At 58.0% G+C, this 19,004-nt stretch carries 14 protein-coding genes and 1 pseudogene; 8 read left to right on the top strand and 7 right to left on the bottom strand.

Going from position 1 to position 19,004, the window contains the following annotated elements; genetic code table 11:
* Positions 1-10 precede the first annotated feature (10 nt).
* The 7 genes from AC1VVK_RS17050 (at position 11) to tnpC (ending at position 7,488) form a co-directional block, all read left to right on the top strand.
* Positions 11-742, top strand: coding sequence for a response regulator transcription factor (locus tag AC1VVK_RS17050; protein WP_482906020.1), 732 nt, complete (start codon positions 11-13; stop codon positions 740-742).
* Complete coding sequence (locus tag AC1VVK_RS17045; RefSeq protein ID WP_482906019.1) at positions 739-2,343, top strand: sensor histidine kinase; 1,605 nt, start codon at positions 739-741, stop codon at positions 2,341-2,343. The genes AC1VVK_RS17050 and AC1VVK_RS17045 overlap by 4 nt, the downstream gene beginning before the upstream one ends.
* A 340-nt stretch (positions 2,344-2,683) precedes the next feature.
* Complete coding sequence (locus AC1VVK_RS17040; protein ID WP_482906018.1) at positions 2,684-3,592, top strand: tyrosine-type recombinase/integrase; 909 nt, start codon at positions 2,684-2,686, stop codon at positions 3,590-3,592.
* Between the two features lie 4 nt (positions 3,593-3,596).
* Positions 3,597-4,790, top strand: coding sequence for an IS91 family transposase (locus AC1VVK_RS17035; protein WP_482906017.1), 1,194 nt, complete (start codon positions 3,597-3,599; stop codon positions 4,788-4,790).
* Between the two features lie 192 nt (positions 4,791-4,982).
* Positions 4,983-5,354 carry an IS66-like element accessory protein TnpA gene (gene tnpA / locus AC1VVK_RS17030; protein WP_482906016.1) on the top strand — a complete coding sequence of 124 codons (372 nt, stop codon included), beginning with the start codon at positions 4,983-4,985 and terminating at the stop codon, positions 5,352-5,354.
* Entirely contained in the window at positions 5,351-5,698 is a 348-nt protein-coding gene (tnpB, locus tag AC1VVK_RS17025) for an IS66 family insertion sequence element accessory protein TnpB (protein WP_482902652.1), read from the top strand. Before tnpA ends, tnpB begins: the two co-directional genes overlap by 4 nt.
* 122 nt (positions 5,699-5,820) lie before the next feature.
* On the top strand, positions 5,821-7,488 hold the full coding sequence (gene tnpC / locus AC1VVK_RS17020) for an IS66 family transposase (protein WP_482906015.1): 1,668 nt from the start codon (positions 5,821-5,823) through the stop codon (positions 7,486-7,488).
* Positions 7,489-8,131: 643 nt separating this feature from the next.
* Here tnpC and AC1VVK_RS17015 read toward each other — a convergent pair.
* The 3 genes from AC1VVK_RS17015 to AC1VVK_RS17005 are packed head-to-tail and all read right to left on the bottom strand — an operon-like array spanning position 8,132 to position 12,718.
* Positions 8,132-9,301, bottom strand: coding sequence for a phosphorylase family protein (locus tag AC1VVK_RS17015; RefSeq protein WP_482906014.1), 1,170 nt, complete (start codon positions 9,299-9,301; stop codon positions 8,132-8,134).
* Positions 9,298-9,738: a response regulator gene (locus AC1VVK_RS17010; RefSeq protein ID WP_482906013.1), complete on the bottom strand. Its 441-nt coding sequence runs from the start codon at positions 9,736-9,738 to the stop codon at positions 9,298-9,300. The genes AC1VVK_RS17015 and AC1VVK_RS17010 overlap by 4 nt, the downstream gene beginning before the upstream one ends.
* Positions 9,739-9,757: 19 nt before the next feature.
* Entirely contained in the window at positions 9,758-12,718 is a 2,961-nt protein-coding gene (locus AC1VVK_RS17005) for a hypothetical protein (protein WP_482906012.1), read from the bottom strand.
* Between the two features lie 193 nt (positions 12,719-12,911).
* Here AC1VVK_RS17005 and AC1VVK_RS17000 point away from each other — a divergent pair.
* Positions 12,912-13,858 (top strand): IS630 family transposase gene (locus AC1VVK_RS17000; RefSeq protein WP_482903756.1). Its coding sequence is split into 2 segments (ribosomal slippage): positions 12,912-13,248 and positions 13,248-13,858, totalling 948 coding nucleotides; the frame shifts between segments, so codons are not numbered across the junction.
* A gap of 140 nt (positions 13,859-13,998) precedes the next feature.
* Here the strand turns inward: AC1VVK_RS17000 and AC1VVK_RS16995 are convergent.
* The 4 genes and pseudogenes from AC1VVK_RS16995 to AC1VVK_RS16980 form a co-directional block, all read right to left on the bottom strand.
* Positions 13,999-14,738: pseudogene (locus tag AC1VVK_RS16995) on the bottom strand (IS3 family transposase); the annotation flags it as partial.
* Between the two features lie 448 nt (positions 14,739-15,186).
* Positions 15,187-15,837, bottom strand: a complete 651-nt coding sequence (locus tag AC1VVK_RS16990) for a response regulator (protein ID WP_482906011.1) — start codon at positions 15,835-15,837, stop codon at positions 15,187-15,189.
* Positions 15,838-15,876: 39 nt separating this feature from the next.
* Positions 15,877-16,482, bottom strand: coding sequence for a MucR family transcriptional regulator (locus AC1VVK_RS16985; RefSeq protein ID WP_482906010.1), 606 nt, complete (start codon positions 16,480-16,482; stop codon positions 15,877-15,879).
* 636 nt (positions 16,483-17,118) lie between these two features.
* Positions 17,119-18,888, bottom strand: a complete 1,770-nt coding sequence (locus AC1VVK_RS16980) for a putative bifunctional diguanylate cyclase/phosphodiesterase (RefSeq protein ID WP_482906009.1) — start codon at positions 18,886-18,888, stop codon at positions 17,119-17,121.
* Positions 18,889-19,004: the final 116 nt, after the last annotated feature.

Here is a 19,004-nt window from a genome sequence, read left to right as displayed (position 1 = left end):
GGAAATGAACATGGCACCTATGCCCGGCACGATCCTTCTCGTCGATGACGATCCCCATATCCGCCAGTTGCTCGTCTTCGCTTTCGGCAAGGCCGGTCTCGACACCATCGAGGCCGGAGACGGTGAGGAAGCACTGGCGCAAGTCGAGCGCCATGATCCCGATCTGGTCATCCTGGACATCAACATGCCGCGCATGGACGGGCTGGAGGTCTGCCGCCGACTGCGGGCGACGAGTGAGGTGCCGATCTTCTTTCTCTCCTCTCGCGATGACGAGATCGACCGTGTTCTGGGCATCGAACTGGGCGGTGACGACTACGTGGTGAAGCCCTTCTCCCCACGCGAAGTCGTTGCCCGGTCGATGGCGATCCTGCGCCGCACTGGCTCGCGCAGTGCATCGGTCAATGGCCCGGCCGAAACGGTCGCCGTGCTCCGCCACGGCCTGCTGAGCCTCGATCCTGAAAGCTGGACCGCACAGTGGCATTGCCATGAAGTCGGCCTGACAGTGACCGAGTTCACCATCCTGCGCACGCTACTCGCCAGCCCTGCGCGGATCTTTTCCCGCGACCAGATCATCGACCGTCTGCGCGGCCCCGGCTTCGCGCTTACCGATCGCACGATCGACAGCCACGTCCGCAACTTGCGGCGCAAATTCGCAGAAGCCGGCGGCAGCGACGTGGTCGAAACCCGGGCGGGCATCGGCTATCGCCTCGGCGCCTGCACGGGAGCGGCAGCACAGGGATGATCGGCAGGTTCTGGAGCAAGACCAAGGCCGGCATCGCCCGGCACTGGCCGATCCTGCGCCTGCGCACGATCCTGCTGGGAACGCTGCTGTTCGTCGCCGCGCTGCCGGGGTTCGGCGCAATCTTCCTGCGCATCTATGAAAACGCGCTGGTCCGGCGGACCGAAGCGGAACTCGTCGCGCAAGGCGCCGCTCTGGCCGCCAGCGCAGCGGTCGTCGGCAGCGGCATCGCCCTTCCAGCGGCGCCGCCCGCTGTTCCCGAACGCTATCACGATCGCACGACCGAGGTGGACTTACGCTCCTCCCCGATCCTGCCTCCACGCCCGCCTGCCGGCCCCGGCGCCCAGAAGCCCGATCCCGCTGCTGTAGCGCTGGCATGGCGAATGATGCCGGCGTTTCAGGAAACCAAGGTGACGACGCTGGCCTCGATCCTGATGCTGGACCGTCAAGGAATCCTGCTCAACGGTCCTGAGGCTGGCGGCAGTCTGGCAATGTTGCCGGAAGTCCATGCCGCACTGGAAGGCGTACCCACGACCGTACTGCGCGAAAACGCCGGCTATCCCAGCCGCCATGCATTTGAGTGGCTGAGCCGCGCCGCGAACATCCGCCTTCATCACGCCCGCCCGATCATGCTCGACGGCAAGGTCGTGGGGGTGCTGCTGGTATCGCGCTCGCCGCGCGCCCTGGCCCTTGGCATTTACGAAGACCGGGGCAAGATCGCGCTAGGCGTGGCGGCGATCTTCGCAATGCTGCTGATGCTCTCAGCCGTACTGTCCCGCGCCATCGTCCGCCCGATCGAGGCATTGAGCCGTGCCACGCGCGCCCTCGCCTCCGGCCGCCGCGTAGCTACACGGCAGCCCAGCTTGCAGGTCGTCGAAATCCGTGCGCTCTACGAAGATTTCGAGCAGATGGCGGACGCCATCGAGAAACGCTCACGTTACCTGCGCGATTTCGCAGCCTCGGTCAGCCACGAGTTCAAGACGCCGCTGGCCGGAATTTCCGGCGCCATCGAGCTGCTCCAGGATCATGGTGCCCAGATGTCGCCCGGGGAAAGCGAACGGTTCCTTGCGAACATAGCTGCGGATGCCCGGCGCCTCTCGCGCCTTGTGGGCCGGTTGATGGAACTGGCCCGTGCCGACGTGCTGATGGGAACGACCGATGCCAGCATTCTTCCAAGCGCCTTGCTCCTCGCCGTCGCCGATGGACTATCTGGTAAAGACTTTGCGATTTCTGTAAATCTGCCGGAAAGGGAACCTGAGGTTTGCATCGACGGCCACGCACTGGAAGCCGTGCTGACCACTCTGGTCGAGAATGCCCGGCAAGCGGGCGCAAAGCACCTGGAAGTTTCTCTGCATAGCAAGCCGGACGTGGTTGCCATCGACTTGGTCGATGACGGCCCAGGCATTCCCAACGCGGACCACCAACGTATTTTCGAGCCGTTTTTCACCAGCAAACGCGAACTTGGCGGCACGGGACTGGGGTTGCCCATCGCCCGTTCGCTATTGCAGGCTTACGGTGGCGAACTGGAATTTGTCTCTTCGACACATGGCGCACATTTTCAAATCACATGCCTTAACGCAACGCATCGTTTGACTGACGATTAGAACAAGCAGAAGCCTGATCTTAAATGCGCGTCGCTTGTTACGGACCTCTTTGCAGGTTGGACGTTCGTAAAAAGCACGTCTAGGCACACGCCGAAACCAACGGGCTCAATCATCGTCGCCGACAGAGCGCCGTTCAGCGCCTCCTACGAGCAACTCCGAATCGGTCATCCGTTCACCGAGAGATCAGCCGCGATGAACGGCCGGCGATGGCCGATGCACGAACCGCTTCGCGGAGGGCGTAATCGGCGGGGTTCCTGCCGGGATCGTGGGTTGCCTGGGGATTGAGCGTCGCGGGCGGTAGGTCGAGCATTCCGGCTCCTTTCAACCAAGGAGCCGAACGATGATCGAGTCTACTTCCGCCGCCCCCATCAGCCCGCTGCGCCAGCGCCTGATCGAAGACATGGAACTGCGCCATTTCTCGATCGAGACAAAGCGCAATTATATCCGCGACGTTGCACGCTTCGCGACTTGGCTTGGACGTCCTCCCGACAAGGCGACTGCGGAAGACCTGCGCCGTTTCCAGGTCGAGCAGCGCGAAGGGGGCATGCCGTCTCCCACCATGAACAGCGTCGTTGCCGCGCTGCGTTTCTTCTTCACGCACACGCTGGATCGACCGGATCTCTCCCGGCGGCTCTATCGTGAGAAGGTCGTGCGCAAATTGCCGGTCGTGCTGAGCCGCGAGGAAGTCGCGCGCCTGCTGCAGGCCACGACATGCCTCAAGCACCACGCCGCGCTGGCCGTTGCCTATGGCGCGGGACTGCGCGTGGCTGAGGTGTCGATGCTCAAAGTTTGCGACGTCGACAGCGAGCGCATGCTGCTGCGGGTCGAACGCGGCAAGGGCGGCCGATATCGCAACGCCATGCTCTCGGCCGACTTGCTCGCCCTCCTGCGCGAGTGGTGGAAGATCGGGCACCGTGAAGGCGTGATGCACCGCGACGGATGGCTGTTCCCCGGCCAGCACTACCTCAAGCCGATCAGCACCAAGCAGCTTCACCGCGTGGTCGTCGAAGCTGCCCAGTCCGCCGGGATCGCCAAGCACGTGAGCCCGCATACGCTGCGCCACAGCTTCGCCACGCACCTGCTCGAGGACGGGATCGATATCCGGATCATCCAGACCTTGCTCGGCCATGCCAAGCTCGAGAACACCGCCTTCTATACCAAGGTGGCAACACGCACCGTCCATGCCGTGGTCAGTCCGCTCGACAAGCTCGGGATCGTCGTTCCGCCGCCGGTTGCGCCTGACGGCTGAGCCGTTGCGCGCCTCGCTCGAGGTCGCCGATATCTTCCGCAGCGCTGGGCCCGGCTACAGGACTGCCCATGCCGGGCATCTGAGCCTGGCCCAACTCAAGGTCATGGCGGCAATCGAGAACTGCCGCACCGCCGCGCTCGGCGGCCACATCGAAGCCTGCGTGGACTGCGGCCATCGGCGGATCGCCTATAACTCGTGCCGCAACCGGCACTGCCCGAAGTGCCAGGGCGCCGCCGCGCGGACTTGGCTGGAAGAGCGCGAGGCCGACCTGCTTCCGGTGGGCTACTTCCACGTCGTGTTCACGCTGCCGGCGGAGATTGCCGCGGTAGCCCTGCAGAACAAGTCCGCGATCTACGACCTGCTGTTCCGCGCCGCATCGGAGACGATGCTGACCATCGCCGCCGACCCCAGGCATCTCGGCGCCCGTATCGGCATTACCGCCGTCCTGCATACCTGGGGTTCGGTGATGACGCATCATCCCCACGTGCACATGATCGTCCCGGGCGGCGGCATTGCGCCCGACAATGCCCGGTGGATCTCGTCGCGCCCCGCCTTCCTTCTGCCCGTACGGGTCCTGGGCAAGTTGTTCCGGCGCCTGTTCCTGGCCCGGCTGATGCAACTGCACGGAGCGGGCCGGCTCTCCTTCTTCGGATCCATGACCCATCTGTCGGAGCGCACAGCCTTCCTGCGGCATCTCAGGCCCACTCGCTGCAAGCGTTGGGTCGTCTATGCGAAGCCGCCCTTTGCCGGCCCGCAGGCCGTGCTCGCCTACCTGTCGCGCTACACGCACCGCGTTGCCATCTCTAATCAACGCCTTCTGCGCTTCGACGAGACCGGCGTGACGTTCCGCTACAAAGACTATCGCCGCGATGGTCCCGAGCGTCAGCGCGTCATGACCCTGACCGCCGATGAGTTCATCTGCCGCTTCCTGCTCCACGTTCTGCCCCTCGGGTTCCACCGCATCCGACATTACGGCCTGCTTGCCGGCTCATCCCGCAAGGCAAGCCTCGCCCTCGCACGACAATTGATCGAGGTTGCCACCTCGCCAACGGCTTGTGCCGAAGAGGTCGCCAACGATCCGCTTCCGCCGTGCCCCTGCTGCGGCGGCCACATGATCGTCATCGAGACATTCACGCGCTGGTGCCAACCTCGCGCGCCGCCACATGCAGCTCTGCAACACCGGGAAGCCGTTCCATGACCCGGCATGGATCGCGGCCCTCGTGGGCCATCGCGCTCTCGCTTTGGCCATGGGCCCGCCTTGCGCCGAATGGTCAGAGCGCTCCTCAGAAATCACCGGATCGACGTACGCATCCGTTGAAGGTCGCCTTGCTGGGAGGGTGATGGATCGCTCTTAAGGACGCTCTTGAGAGCGGTCGTAGGAGCGGTTGTTGTGGGTCAAATCACGGTTTTCGGCGGGCCTGAGCGTCGGCGGCGCTGGCGTGAGGACGAGCGCGCGAAGATTTTGGCGGAGGCCTTTTCTCCGGGTGCCTGCGTGGCGCGTGTAGCTCGCCAGTATGACGTGTCGACGGGGCTGATTTACACTTGGCGCCGCAAGGCTTGCTTTGGGGCTGGCATGGCGGGCTCTTCAGCGGCGGTGGAGGTCGGCTTCGTCGAAGCCGTCGTGCTGGATGACGGATGCAGCAAACAGTTCGCGTCGCCGCCCGCTGTTGTGGTGGATCTGCCTGGCGGGCGGCGCGTGAACATCTACGCATCGGCACCGCCGGGCGTGGCCGCGGCGGTTCTGAAGGCGCTGATCCGATGATCCCTGTCCCGAACGGAAGCAAGGTCTGGCTCGCGTTAGGTCATACTGACATGCGCCGCGGAATGCGGTCGCTCGCCTTGCAAGTTCAGGAGGCCTTGAAAAAGGACGTCCACGCCGGCGACCTGTACGTCTTCCGGGGCCGGAGCGGATCGCTGTGCAAGATATTGTGGCATGACGGCCTCGGGATGTCGTTATATGCAAAACGTTTGGAAAAGGGGCGTTTTGTGTGGCCCGCCGCAAAGGACGGGACGGTCGCGATCTCGGCTTCGGCAATGGCCTGCCTGCTCGAGGGTATAGACTGGCGCAACCCCCAGGAGACCTGGCGTCCGACGCAGGTTGGCTGATGGCCAGCGTCAATCAGGGTGAGACGAAACTCGCGCCTGGTCGAGCACCGGATCGAGGGCAAAATCTGCGGAAAAGTGGCTAAAAGTCTGGGGTTTGTGGGCTTCTGATGCTATAAGTGGGCATGGCCTCGAGCGACGCATCCGACGAGCTTCTCCAGCTACGCGCCGAGCTCGCCGTCGTTCGTGAACAGGCAGAACAAGCCCAGGTCAAAGCACTCGTGGCCGAGGCGCAGGTCGCCAAAGTTTGGGCTATCAATGCCGACCTGCTGGCTCGCAACGCGCACCTCGAGCTGATGAACGAGAAGATGCGCCGCGATAAATACGGCGCGAGCTCCGAGCGCAGCCGGCATCTGCTCACTCAGCTCGAACTGACCTTCGAGGAACTCGCGGCCAATGCGAGCGAAGCCGAACTGCTTGGGCAAATTGCGGCCGCCAAGACCACTACGGTTGCAGCGTTTACCCGCAAGCGATCCACTCGCCGCGACTTCCCGGCCGACGTGCCGCGCGAGAAGATCATTATCCCGGCGCCAGAGCTGTGTCCGTGCTGCGGCTCGGACGATCTGAGCCATCTCCCCGCGGTGATCACCGAGACGCTCGAGAGAGTGCCCGCTCGCCACAAGGTGATCCAGACGGTCCGGGAGAAAGTCTCCTGCCGTAAGTGCGAGAAGATCAGCCAGCCCCCGGCGCCCTTCCACGTCACGCCGCGCGGAATGTTCGGGCCGCACTTCCTGGCGAACCTGGCCTTCCAGAAGTACGGTCTGCACCAGCCCCTTAACAGCCAGCGCGATCGGCTCGAGGCCGAAGGCATCCCCTTGAGCCTCTCGACGCTCGCGGATCAGATCGGCGCGATCTGCGTGGTGGTGAAACCGCTGTTCTTGCTGCTGGAGGCCCATGGGCTCGCCGCTGACCGCCTGCATGCCGACGACACCACCGTTCCGCTTTTAGCAAAACGGAAGACCGAAGTGGCGCGGATCTGGGACTATGTGCGCGACGATCGCCCGTTCGGCGGGCCGGCGCCTCCAGTGGCGCTGTGCTACTACTCGAGCGATCGCAGGGGCGAGCATCCTCGCGCCCACCTGGCCGGCTATACGGGTATTCTCCAGGTCGACAGGTATGCCGGCTTCAATGCCCTGTTCGAGGAAGGCTGGGCGGATAAGCCCATGACGCGCGCTAATTGCTGGGCTCATGGGCGCCGGGAATTCTTCAAGCTCGTCGACCTCAGGCAGCAGCTCAAGCGTAAGAAGAAGGGCGCAACGCCACTCATCTCGCCGCTGGCGACCGAGGCGCTTGAGATCATCGATCGGCTCTTTGCCATCGAGCGCGACATCAACGGCAAGCCTGCTGCCGAGCGCCTCGCCGTTCGCCAGGAGCGGTCCGCTCCGATCGTGGCCGAGTTGGAAACCTGGATGCACGAGACGCGCAGCAAGCTCTCTCGTCACGATGCCGTGGCCAAGGCCATCGCCTACCTTCAGAACGACTGGGCGGGCTTCACCACCTTCCTCGCCGATGGCCGGATATGTCTCTCAAACAACGCCGCGGAGCGTCAGCTGCGCAGCGTTGCTCGAGGAAGAAAAGCCTGGTTGTTCGTGGGCTCGGACCGCGGCGGCCAGCGCGCGGCGATGATGTTCAGCCTCTTCGGCACGGCTCGGCTCAACGAAGTCGATCCGCTCGCCTGGTTCACCGACGTCCTCGACCGGATCGCTGACATTCCACAGAACCGCCTTCATGAACTCCTCCCGTGGCACTGGAAGGCCGCTCAGCAGCAGGCCGCAGAGGAACTCGTCGCCTGAACCTGCGTCAACGCGACAACCTCGCGGCGGCTATCGGATGCGTACGGATCGACTGCTGGAACGCCTCGACGTCCCCCGGTCAGAAGGCGAAACCAACCTCGACCGGTCCGTTCAATGGCGCTCGCGTCGCCGCTCCATCGCCATCCCGGCGGCCCCAAAAGGGAAATATCCATAGACCAGTGAGTGGGGCCCGCGGGTTCGTGCCTCGGAGACTTTCGTACGCCTACCGGCGCCCGAAACTCTTCACGATTCCGGAAAGGCGGCTCACCGGTTTAGATCAGCGGATAGCTGCCCGTCGCCTTCGGTGTGTCGCTTTCCCAGGCAAAGGAAATTTCCTGCCGGTCGGCAGACGCCGACATAGCTGACACTCGATGCCACATCCGGACATCCTGAAAGCTGCCCTCCGTTAACCGAAGTGAGAGCGAACGTGAACGACCTACATTGGCCGTGATCCGCCGTAGGCGCCCCGCCCGTGGTGGCTCGAGATTTCTCGCCGACAATGCGTCCATTTGCCAATCTTCGAGCTTGAACAATGCGACGACGTCCTGGACCGATCTTCCTGTTCTCAAAATTTGAATTTTAAGCGTACAGAGTTCGCGGGGCAACTCGATGTGCGCTCCGTCTGTTCGCTCAGCACCTTGCCTCAAGGCCGTTTCCCAAGCAGTTCCTCGATAGCTTTGACAACAAACCTAGCGGACAATATTGCCCCTCCTTGCTGCAAATCGTTATTCTTCGCCTCATCCGCGTGATCAACGACTGTCTTCGCAGCGAAGCAGATGACGCCTTGGCCAAACAAGGTAGCAGCCCGATGAACGCCGTAAACCTCCATGTCGATACCGGCAACCTTACCGTGCTGCTTGCGTATAATTTCCGCATAGTGCGTCGAGGCGATCACCGCAGAACCCGAGACAGTCGGTAGAATGGCAGCACCGACTTGCGGCACGGCTGTTTCGTGCGGTTTAGACCCCAATTTCGACAGCGTCTTGTCTCTCGCGATCAAATGCCCAAGCGCCGTCTTGATCTCAGTATTAAGTGGCTCCTGGTACTCACGGATCTCAAATTCCGCGCCGCGCCACTTACCCGCTTGATGCTCCCAACTGATTTCCGACACAATGAGTGAACCCAGCTCGGCCTCGCCAGCGAATCCAGCACAGATTCCAGCCATGCAGATAAGCTTTGGATTGAAAGCTTCGAGCGCTCGAGTGGCCGTGATGCTTGCGTCGACCAAGCCCATGCGTGGCTGAAGTACGCAGAGGCCGCTCAGATCCCCGATTTTCATCTCGCGCACATCAAGCCCACGAATGGTATGATAATCTCGGAATTCAAATCCGTCCGCATGGACAGCTTCAAACGCGGAACGCTCGAGCTCCAGAGCACAAATGATGACAAAGTCATAAAACGTCTGGAACGCGACCTTCTGCATGCAAACGCGGAGGCAAGATTTCCAACTCTCTTCGTTGGCATAACTGGTGAGAAATATGCCAGCACGGACGAATGCTTCCTGCCGCTTGATCACCATATCTTCAAAGCGGGAAATCGCGATAACGGTCGTAAAGCGGTTTTTCTCGGACGCCGTGAGGTGGTCAATCAGCTCCTCGGAGACGTCCGTGGCCGCTTCGTTTTTGCGACGCGGCAATAGCAGATCGGCGATAATGAGATCGAATTCGGATTGTAGAATGTGACGCGTTGCCTCGCCGAACGTCCCTGCTTCTTCAAACGTTACATCACGACCAAAAATTTCACAGATCTCGGACTTGATCGCACTTTTTTTTGGCTCTTCATCCTCAATGAGGAGAATTCGCACAAGCCTCATGAAATCGCCTTTCCCAATCGATCGCGCCAGCCCTGCTCCCGGGGCTTGAAATGAATAACATCAAGAATTTGAACCGTCAGGCTTTTTGCTAGCAATTGCTTAGCCTTAGCCAAAGGGTAAAGCTTTTTATCGAACTCAATGTCAGGATATTGAGTAACAATTACGACCTTGTCCGGTCGCTCATCGTAATGCAGCTCAAGCAAGACTTCCACACCACCTGTCGGTTGTGACACTGGTTGCGCTCCGCCTGGCCTACTTTCACGACTTGGGAGTGACATGTCTAGAACGATCAGATCGTACTCATCTTGGCGTAACATTTGAACAGCTTGCTGAACCGTTCGGCCGCTATTTATTTTGATGCCCGGGCGAAGATCAAGGAGGGCTTGCTCGATAAGCTCTCGTTTAGCGGGCTCGTCTTCGATCAGAAGTATGTTCATACCGTTCACCGCTCCGTATTCAGCTGCGCGGATAGCGAAGGTCCAGTGTAAAATTCACAGTTTTATCATCATACTGGCAGTCAAATGCAATCAGCTCGTCAAGATGCTCCACAAGTGATCGAAGTTTACGTATCCCGCTCTCGCGATTGTCCACCATCGCATTGCCAATTTCGGCGAGCATCGCGCTCTTGATCCTTGAAACCGCTATATTTCTATCTTTTTTCGGAAGATCTGATGTGACCGTTATCCGGAGGTTAATGAACCTCACCTCGTCATCGAGGAGTTCAACATTGAATATCAGCTCGCCCGACCGGTCGCCATGCTTTGCCGCATTGTCGATAAGGATTACGAGTGCATCATAAACGTGGTGGAAACGATGGCCAATGAGGTCGAGGTCCTGCTCGCCCAGCGTGTCGAGCTTGGGGTTAAAGTCTGGGTAGCGCAGTTTGCTCTCGTCGAACACAACTTGAAACAGAGATCCGATACTTGCACTCGGGCTAACGCTCGTAGGGCGCGTCAACCACGAAGCAACTTGGTCGAATCGATGCTGGTACTCTGAGTTAAGTAGTCGAATTTGATCACTGACCGCACGATCAACATCGACGTGCCCGCAGCAATGTTCATCAATATGGATCGTGAATTCGCGTTTGAGATCGTCGACAGCGGCCCGCGCCCGCTTCAAATCGACTTCAAATACTGCCCAGCAATAGTCACCAATCAGACTTATGCTGTGAGTGAGTTCTGCGCTTTCGACCATGGAGCGAGCAACTTCTTGAAGCATTCCGGATGCTGCGTTAGCTTTTTCCGTCTCATCCAAAGTAGGATTGATGACGCCCTTTGACTTCTCTTTGGATTTAACGAGGATACGATCTCCAGCGAGCCGCAGCACCGCAGCGTCGAATCTTCCAAGCCACTCGGTGAGAAAAGTGGCTACTTTTGGAGCTGCCGCGCGCAATTCTGAAATGGCCGACTGGACTTTTGGGGCGAACTCAAGGACCAGATGGCCGTGAAGCGCTCCATGACGAATTCGGCGTCCAATAAACGAAGTCACACCGAAAATTTTGTTTGTGCAGAACTCGTTGTAGCAATCATCGAGCAAGGTGAGAAGTCTAAGTCGTGGATCTAAGGCATTCCTAACAGAACCTGCCAGGGAAACGCTGGTGTCAGTAGACAAATAAATTTCGGTTGCGAATGGAGACAGCGCTCGCATGTCGGTAATCTTAGTATCATAGATCCATTCATGAAATCGCAGAGGATCAACGTAAATGCGAGTCTCGTCGATAGCGCCGCGAACCTTCCGTAACTTCAAATTCAGCCGGTGGGAACGAGCTCGAGTAGCTGCATCTTCATCACCGCGATTCTTACCTCGCCATTCAAGTATGCTGGCTTGCGCTTCGGTCACGTCATCGGACTCTGCAAATAGATCGTAGAGTTCTGTTAAAAACGCTTCCGTGCAAAGATGGTATAGGTGCGCCGCGACGTGATCGTTGCTGGTACTTATGTGCTCAAGAAATGCCACTATGCTACCAGCGAACTCATCCTGAACAAGTTGCTGCAGCGCCCGTCGAACAGCGTGATTACTAACTTTGCTATTTTCGATTTCATTGACGAGCGCCGTACGAAGAAATTCATAGAGCTTATCAAACGGCCGCCTAGGCAAGAATGCGACAAGCTCGTCGCGCGACAGCATTCCCGACACGTCTATTGTCTGATCAAGGAGCAGGCGCAGCCTTTCGCCGTCAACGCCTGTAAGAGTTTTCTCCTCCAGTGAGGCTATGAGCGCGATGGTTCGATTGAAGGCACCGCTTGTGGTCGGATCGATGGCTTGAGTTTGAACTACCTGCCGCCCCTCTAAGAGTAATCCCTGCACGTCACCGTGCGGTTGGGCCATGCTACTAGCATTTCGACTTTTAACCGGGAAATGACCATCCAGACGCTCGCCGATGGCAAACTCCATTCGCAGGCGATAATCATAAAGATTAGGGTATTCGCTCCAAGCAGGAAGATGAGCGAATAGGCGTCGATCGAAGAATTGATCTTCGACACCAACTAAGGTTTGTAGTGCCTGCGGGTCGAGCGCGTCAAAGCAAACACGCCATGCCTCGCGAACGGAAGCAGGAATAGCGGATTCAATAAGTTGAACTTCTCCATCTCGCCCCTCAAAATCCACAAGCTGACGAAGTCTCATCAGGCCAGCGACCGCGTCGATCGCACTCCAACGACCATACGCCTGTACCCTTAGGGCCGTATCATAATGTGGTTGACCGAGCGGCGAGAACATATCTGACAGCACGACGCCGTCCGCTTCATCGACTTGGTTATTGATAACAAAATTTAGGAACGCGCGGCGAACGCGTACGTAGTCACGCTCGTCGTCAACTGAATCTTCGAACGCAACGGTAAGCACTTGGCGGCGCGGCGTGGAAAAGGGCCTGGTAACATCGCCATATGCGGATCGGCGGAGGAGCGACGGAACGCTAGAGTGACGAAGGCTAATTGCCTTGTTCGCAACGAGCAATGATAGCCCGAACTGATCCCGATACTGGGTGAATGCCCTGTCGATGCCATCGAGATCTCGACTGAGGATGCAAGAGTTGAGCTGAGCTATAAGGTGAATAGCATCGACAATTTTGCCTTTCTCTCGATCGATACGCAGGGCTTGGTCAATCAACTCGATTTCGAGCCGCGTACCACGATAGAGAGGGAGAGGGTTGACCTCGGCCGCACTCAAAGGAAAAGCGGTAGGCTTTGGAATGTTGTGGGCAAGCTTGCTTTCTTGCAAAAGTCTAAAGACTGCTCCCGCATCGCTGACGGGGCATTCCTTGCGCAGGCTCTCGAGGGTTCGTTTAGAGATATGCTCATCACGAGTGGAGATCGCGCCACGCAAAAGGTTCCGGATGCGCGAGCTTTTTACAGCTTGCACTGATGCCTGAGAAACGGGGCTAGAAATAGCAGACACTTTAACCTCGTTGAATTGCATTCGTAACTGCCGCGCGAAAAACAGTGAGCCACTGCCTGGGATTCGTTGTAATCTGGCTCAAGGCGCACTAGCTAGTACGTGCCTACTGGCAATCCACAATTAGAGCGGATTTCGACCGGTATGAATCGGCAGGGATTCCCTACGATAGCGTTTTGTGATTCATAATCCGTGCTGGTGAAGGAGGCTGGCATGGATGGGTCACCCGCTTTCGATGGATTTGCGCTCGCGGCTTTTGGCAGCGATCGATAACGGATTGAGCTGCCGGGCGGCGGCGGCGCGATTTGGCGTTGCCCCCTCGACGGCGATCCGTTGGCATGCGCTTCGGCGCGACACGGGCGCCTTTGCCGCCAAACCGCAAGGCGGTGACGTGCGTTCGCGCCGGATCGAGGAGCGAGCGGCGGAAGTCCTCTCTGTCTGGGAGGCGCGGAAGGACATTTCGCTGGAAGAACTACGGGTGGAGCTGGCCGCAGCCGGACTGATCGTCTCGGTAGCGGGACTTCATCGGTTTTTCGTGCGTCGGGGCATGACGCGCAAAAAAAGACTGGCCATGCAATCGAGCAGGACCGTCCCGACGTCCTGAAGCAGCGGCATGATTGGTTCGAGGGGCAGGTCGATCTCGAACCAGGACGCCTGGTCTTCATCGATGAAACTTGGACCGCCACCAACATGACCCGCAGCCACGGCCGCTGTGCCAAAGGCAAGCGACTGCGGATGGGTTTCCCTCACGGGCACCGCAAGACCACCACGCTGGTCGCGGCTCTGCGCATGACGGGCATGGTCGCGCCGATGGTACTGGACGGTCCCATCAACGGCGATTGGTTCGAGGCCTACGTGGCCCAGGTTCTCGTGCCTGAACTGCGGCCCGGTGACGTCGTCATCATGGACAATCTATCGAGCCATAAGCGTCCGGCTGTCCGGGATCGGATCGAAGCAGCAGGTGCGACACTGCGCTTCCTTCCGCCCTACAGCCCGGACTTCAATCCGATCGAGAAGGCCTTCTCCCGCCTCAAGGCCTTGCTCCGGAAAATCGGCGAGCGAACGGTTAGCGGTCTGTGGAGCCTCATCGGCAAGCTCGTCGACATCTTCCAACCCGCCGAATGCGCCAATTATTTCAGCTCTTGCGGATATGATCCAGACTGATCGAAATCCGCTCTAATAATTTAATAGAGGGAGGGGCACGCAGCGGATTTTTGCGCCTGAATGCATTGCAGGTGCCGTGTCCGACTTGATCGGATTGGCCTAAGCTGGCCGGTGACGTGCCCCCCCCGGCGGTCCCTCGATCATAACGAGAGCCTTGCGGTTGAATATTCCGGCACGCTCGCCTGCACAAGCGCGTCGGGCGTGATGCTATCGTCCTGCACGAACGTCCAACGCGCTTGCGCAGGCGTTCGATTCCCCAACGACGAGTGGGGCCCAACATGGTTGTAGTCGCAGCGCCAGATGGCCAGCTTCCGGCGGGCGTCAGCCAAGCTGTCGAACAGTTCTTCGTTGAGCAGCTCATCGCGCAATGAGCCGTTGAAGCTCTCGATGAAGCCGTTCTGATGGGGCATTCCGAGGTCGATGTAATGCCACTCGACCTTGTTCTTGCTGGCCCACTGCAGGATCGCCCGGCTCGTAAATTCAGTGCTATTATCACCGACAATGCAAGTCGGTTTTCCGTGCAGGCGAACCAGAGTATCCAGTTCGCGCGCCACCCGAGCCCCCGAGATACTGGTGGCCGCGGCCAAGCACAGGTTCTCCCGGCAGCAATCATCGTTGATCGCCATAATCCTGAACTTGCGCGACGCGCCAAACGTATTCGCGACAAAGTCCATCGACCAGCGGTCACCGGGGCGAAGCGCCCCGGGCACTGGCGTCCGGCTGCCCCGGGCACTGGCGTCCGGCTGCCCCGGGCACGCTTGCGGCCACGCCGTCGATGCACGGACAATCCTTCTTCCCGATATAGCCGGTAGAGCTTCTTGTGGTTCATGCTCATGCCCTTGCGCTCCAGCATGACGCCGATCCGGCGATAATCGCGGCGTTAGGAGCGCATGATCTGGTGGAGCAGAGATTCTCTGCAGCGGTTCAAAGTGACTTCATGGCAAGATATCAGTGATGTTGTCATTCGCTGAACGCGGACGATTACGCTTCTCTGATGCCAGGAGGCGGGCGACCGCAAATATTTCCCCGGCACGCTGATACGCGGCTCGATTGATGGGACCGATGCCGATTTATATCTCGAATTCGGATTAGAATCTGGCGCTGTTCCTAAACGGACTGCCGCTGGGGATGATCGGTGGGCATGTCACGAGGGTGGCGAACGTCGTCCCGCTCCTTGCGGAATAGCTGGGATTTGATGTTCGTATGTATTGCGAGCGCGAGTAGTCGTTCAGCAAAGTCTGCGGTCGATCTCACAATACAAGGTGTCCCGCAGATATACCAATTCTCCCCGAGGTGGGGCTGTGGATGCAGATGAGCAGAATGATGTCTTAATATTCTACCATGTTATTGCGTAGGGCATAGCGCACAATATCGGCGGTGGATCGCATTTTAAGCTTGTGCATCAGTGATGTACGGTGCGCTTCCACTGTTTTAACACTGATCGTAAGTTTATGGGCGATAGACTTGTTGAAATTACCCTCCGCTATGAGCTGGACAATTTCGCGCTCGCGTGGGGTGAGCACGGACACGATCCCTCGGTTGTGATCCTGTTCCATGAAATAGTTCTCCAGCCTGTCGGCTATTGCCACCGAGATATAGAGCTTATGCTTAATCAGCGCCTCGACAGCCGCGATCAAATTTGTGATCGTATCGGATTTTAGCACATAACCCAAGGCACCGGCGTCCAAGGCCTCGGTCAGAATACCCTCTCGCTCATGCATCGTGTACAATAAGATCTCGGTGCTGGGTAGATCGCGCTTGATTGCGCGAGTGAGCGCTAACCCGTTCATCTGCCGCAGTGAATAATCGACTATGGCGATGTCAGGCTGGGTTTCCCGGACGAGTTTCAAAGCGCCGAGACCGTCTGGTGCTTCGCCCACGATTTCCCAGCCCCGGCGGTCCTTCAAAATTGTGCGAACGCCCAGGCGTATTGCCTCATGTTCGTCAGCGATCACTATCCGGCAGCGCGAAAGTGACATTCCTATCCCTCCATATGTTGCGGGGCTGTCCTGTGGGCCCTACTTGCTTGAACGGCGCGATCGTGGCGTTTCAACACGGCCCTTGCTTGCGGCTTTGGGCTTGGCCCTGAGAGGGGGAAGCGCTTTGATGGTCGTTCTGTTTGCAGCCTCGAAGATTTCCGGCTCGACGGCGTTCAATACGAGTGCCTTCGTTGCAGCGCCCTTGCCCGAGACAGCCCCATCTGACTTCTTGAGAGCTCTCGACGCTCCAAAGCCGATGTGGGTATGCAGCTCTGCGCGCGTTGCTGCGTAGTCAGCCGAAACTATCGGATAATCGGATGGTAGGTTCCAGCGTGGGGGTAATCTTGCGGAGTTAGATCGTGCAGCGTTCTGAGTTGCCGTTTCAGCGTCTTCTGCTTTGCTCCGCATTCCAGGCAAGTCATCCTGTCGGGCGTGATCGTCGCGCGGATTGAAACCGCCGGTATGCGGTCCGGCTCGATAGTCTCCCGGCTCTTTCCCGAGTGAAGTGAGCGTGTCGAAAATCGCCGAAATTAATCGGGGAATCTCCCAGGTAGTAACGGTATTGTTGCCGATGTGGGCGGAGACGATGTTCGAAGTCAGATCGAGAATTCTGCCTTGCTCCACTCGAACTTCCTCCCAGGTCATCAATATGAATTTTTGTGATTTTTTCCTAATTGTCTAAGATCAGTAGTATTCGGCCGTTTGGCGCAGCGGGCTCCCGTGAGCCGGGCGCGGTCGCCAGAAAGTCATTGAAACTTCCAACGATCAGGCATCCTACCAGTGCGTCTTCGATTTCCAATAACCTATATTAACAATTGCATGTAAATTTGGCTATATGCGCAAGCGGATTAAAACGCCCAGGTAACCCCGCTTGCGCTGTGTGACCCCAGTACGAGGTATTGATCCAAGGATGAATTCCTGATTCTCGTCGGTCGCCCGCACCTCGGTTCGTTCGGGCCATGGAGCTCTGTCGCGCTAACAGGGAAATACTGGATCGCTGCCGAGCGGCTAAGCCACGCTCCCGGGAGGAGTGTGCTGTCAACCGCGCGCGGGACTGCATTCGTCACGAAGCTGGCAAGGCAATCCAGCGGATGCCGCATCCAATCGATGAGCGATGGATGAGGATGCAGATGGCTTCAGTGCGCATACAGTCTCCATGGCGCGGTGACTTACGAAGTTGCTCCGGCGGTCGAACCCGGAACCGTCGGGAAAACGTTAGCGGAAGCCGGCTGGTATTGGCCGATCATCGTCGCCTGCCACGGCCGCGCATAAACTGACTGCCTAGCGCTGAATAATCTCGTCTATTCTCTTCAATCTGGCGAGTACGCCTGGCAGATTGGAAACGCTGGCAGCCTTGCTGAAGAACCAGCCCTGCATCTGATCACAGTGCATTTTTACGAGTTGCTCCAATTGCGGCATGGTTTCGACCCCTTCGGCCGTCACTCTCTTGCCGAGGCTATGGGCGATGCCTATGACCCCGTTCACAATTGCCTGATCTTCCATCGACGTGGCAATATTCGAGACGAAGCTTCGATCGATCTTCAAACGATCGAAAGGTAGCTCGCGCAGATGTGTTAGCGAGGCAAACCCTGTGCCGAAGTCGTCGAGCGCTACTTCTACGCCGGCGTCATGAAGGCGGTTCAGGTCGTTTACGATGCGCTTTTGGTTGGCTCCAAGGAACATGCCTTCTGTGACTTCGACACAGAAGCGGGAACAGGCGACGTCAATTTTCTTTGCAAGCTCAAAAAATCGTTCGATAAAGGCATCGGAACGAAAATCGGAGGTCGTCAGATTGATAGCCACTCGCTCGAATTGTGCCCCCCTTTCGGTAAGCACCGCTACGTCGGAAAACACGCGCTCTAGCATGAACATGCCAAGTTTTGCGCGCAACGCGGGGTCCTTTTGTCCCGCGAGGAAATGATGCGGCGCGACTAATCCCAGTTTTGGATGCTGCCATCGCATTAGTGCTTCTAATGATACATCCGAGCCTATAGCCGCAGGAACAATCGGTTGATAGTGCATCTCGAATTGGCCGTCTTTCATGCCACCTTCGATCTCGTGCAGTACCGACATTCGCCGGTCGATGGCTTCCTTCAGGTACGGTTGAAAAACTTCGGCCCTGTCGCGTCCGAGCGACTTGGCATGGTAGAGCGCGATATCTGCAAGCTTGAACAGCGTAGTCGGGTCTTGCGCTTGCTCGGGAAAAATTGCGATTCCCAGGCTTGATGAGCAGTGGCGGTATGCAGATTCGACTTTGATTGGCTCGCGCATGCGATCGAGCACGGCCTCAAAGCGGGCAAACGCTTTTTCATCGTTCAATCCGCTCAACACAATTCCAAACTCATCGCCTCCTAAGCGGCAAATGTAAAAATGCACATCGACGAAGGACAGCAAGCGAGCGGCGATTGTTTCTAGCAGTTGATCGCCAACGTCATGCCCAAATGAGTCGTTTATTTCCTTGAACGAATCAATGTCGAGGAGTCCGAGAAAGAATTTCTCTCCCTTTTGGTTTTTACCGCAAAGGGCTGCCTCTAAATGCTCCTGAAAGTGCCTTCGGTTCGGTAGCTTCGTAAGCTGGTCGTGAAAGACAATCTCGGACAGGCGCAATTCGCTAGACCGGAGCTCATCTTCGGCGAGCTTTCTCGGCGTGATGTCGAAACGAATTGCGGTGTAACTATCGACCTTTCTCGATTGAGATGTGTGCGGTACGATTGTGGTGTCGACCCAATACAAACTGCCATCTTTTCGGCGATTGCATATTTCACCGTGCCAGACTTTCCCTTGCGCTATCTGCCTGTACATTAACCGGAAGAATTTAATACTATGTACCCCAGACCGCAACGTTCGATGATTGGATCCTATTAGCTCGTCCTTGCTGTAACCACTAATTTCACAAAATTTTGAGTTTACGAAAGTAATTGTCCCCTGGACATCGGTGATAGCTACGATCGCGGCACTATCGAGCGCAAATCGTATAAATTCCATCTCAGATCCCGGCCTGGTAACTTGATAAGGAGATACATCATGATGTGTTTTGGGTTGTGCCTTCATGCCTCATCTCCATCATCATTTTTTGCTGGCTTGCCACTCCCATGCGGCGACTATCTAACATCTCGTCGAGTGTATTCTGCTCAAGCGAATCAAACTTGGCTGGCCGAGCTCTCCGT

The organism is Novosphingobium sp. BL-S-32 (genome assembly GCF_056857055.1).
This window is presented reverse-complemented; position numbering and strand designations above follow the sequence as displayed.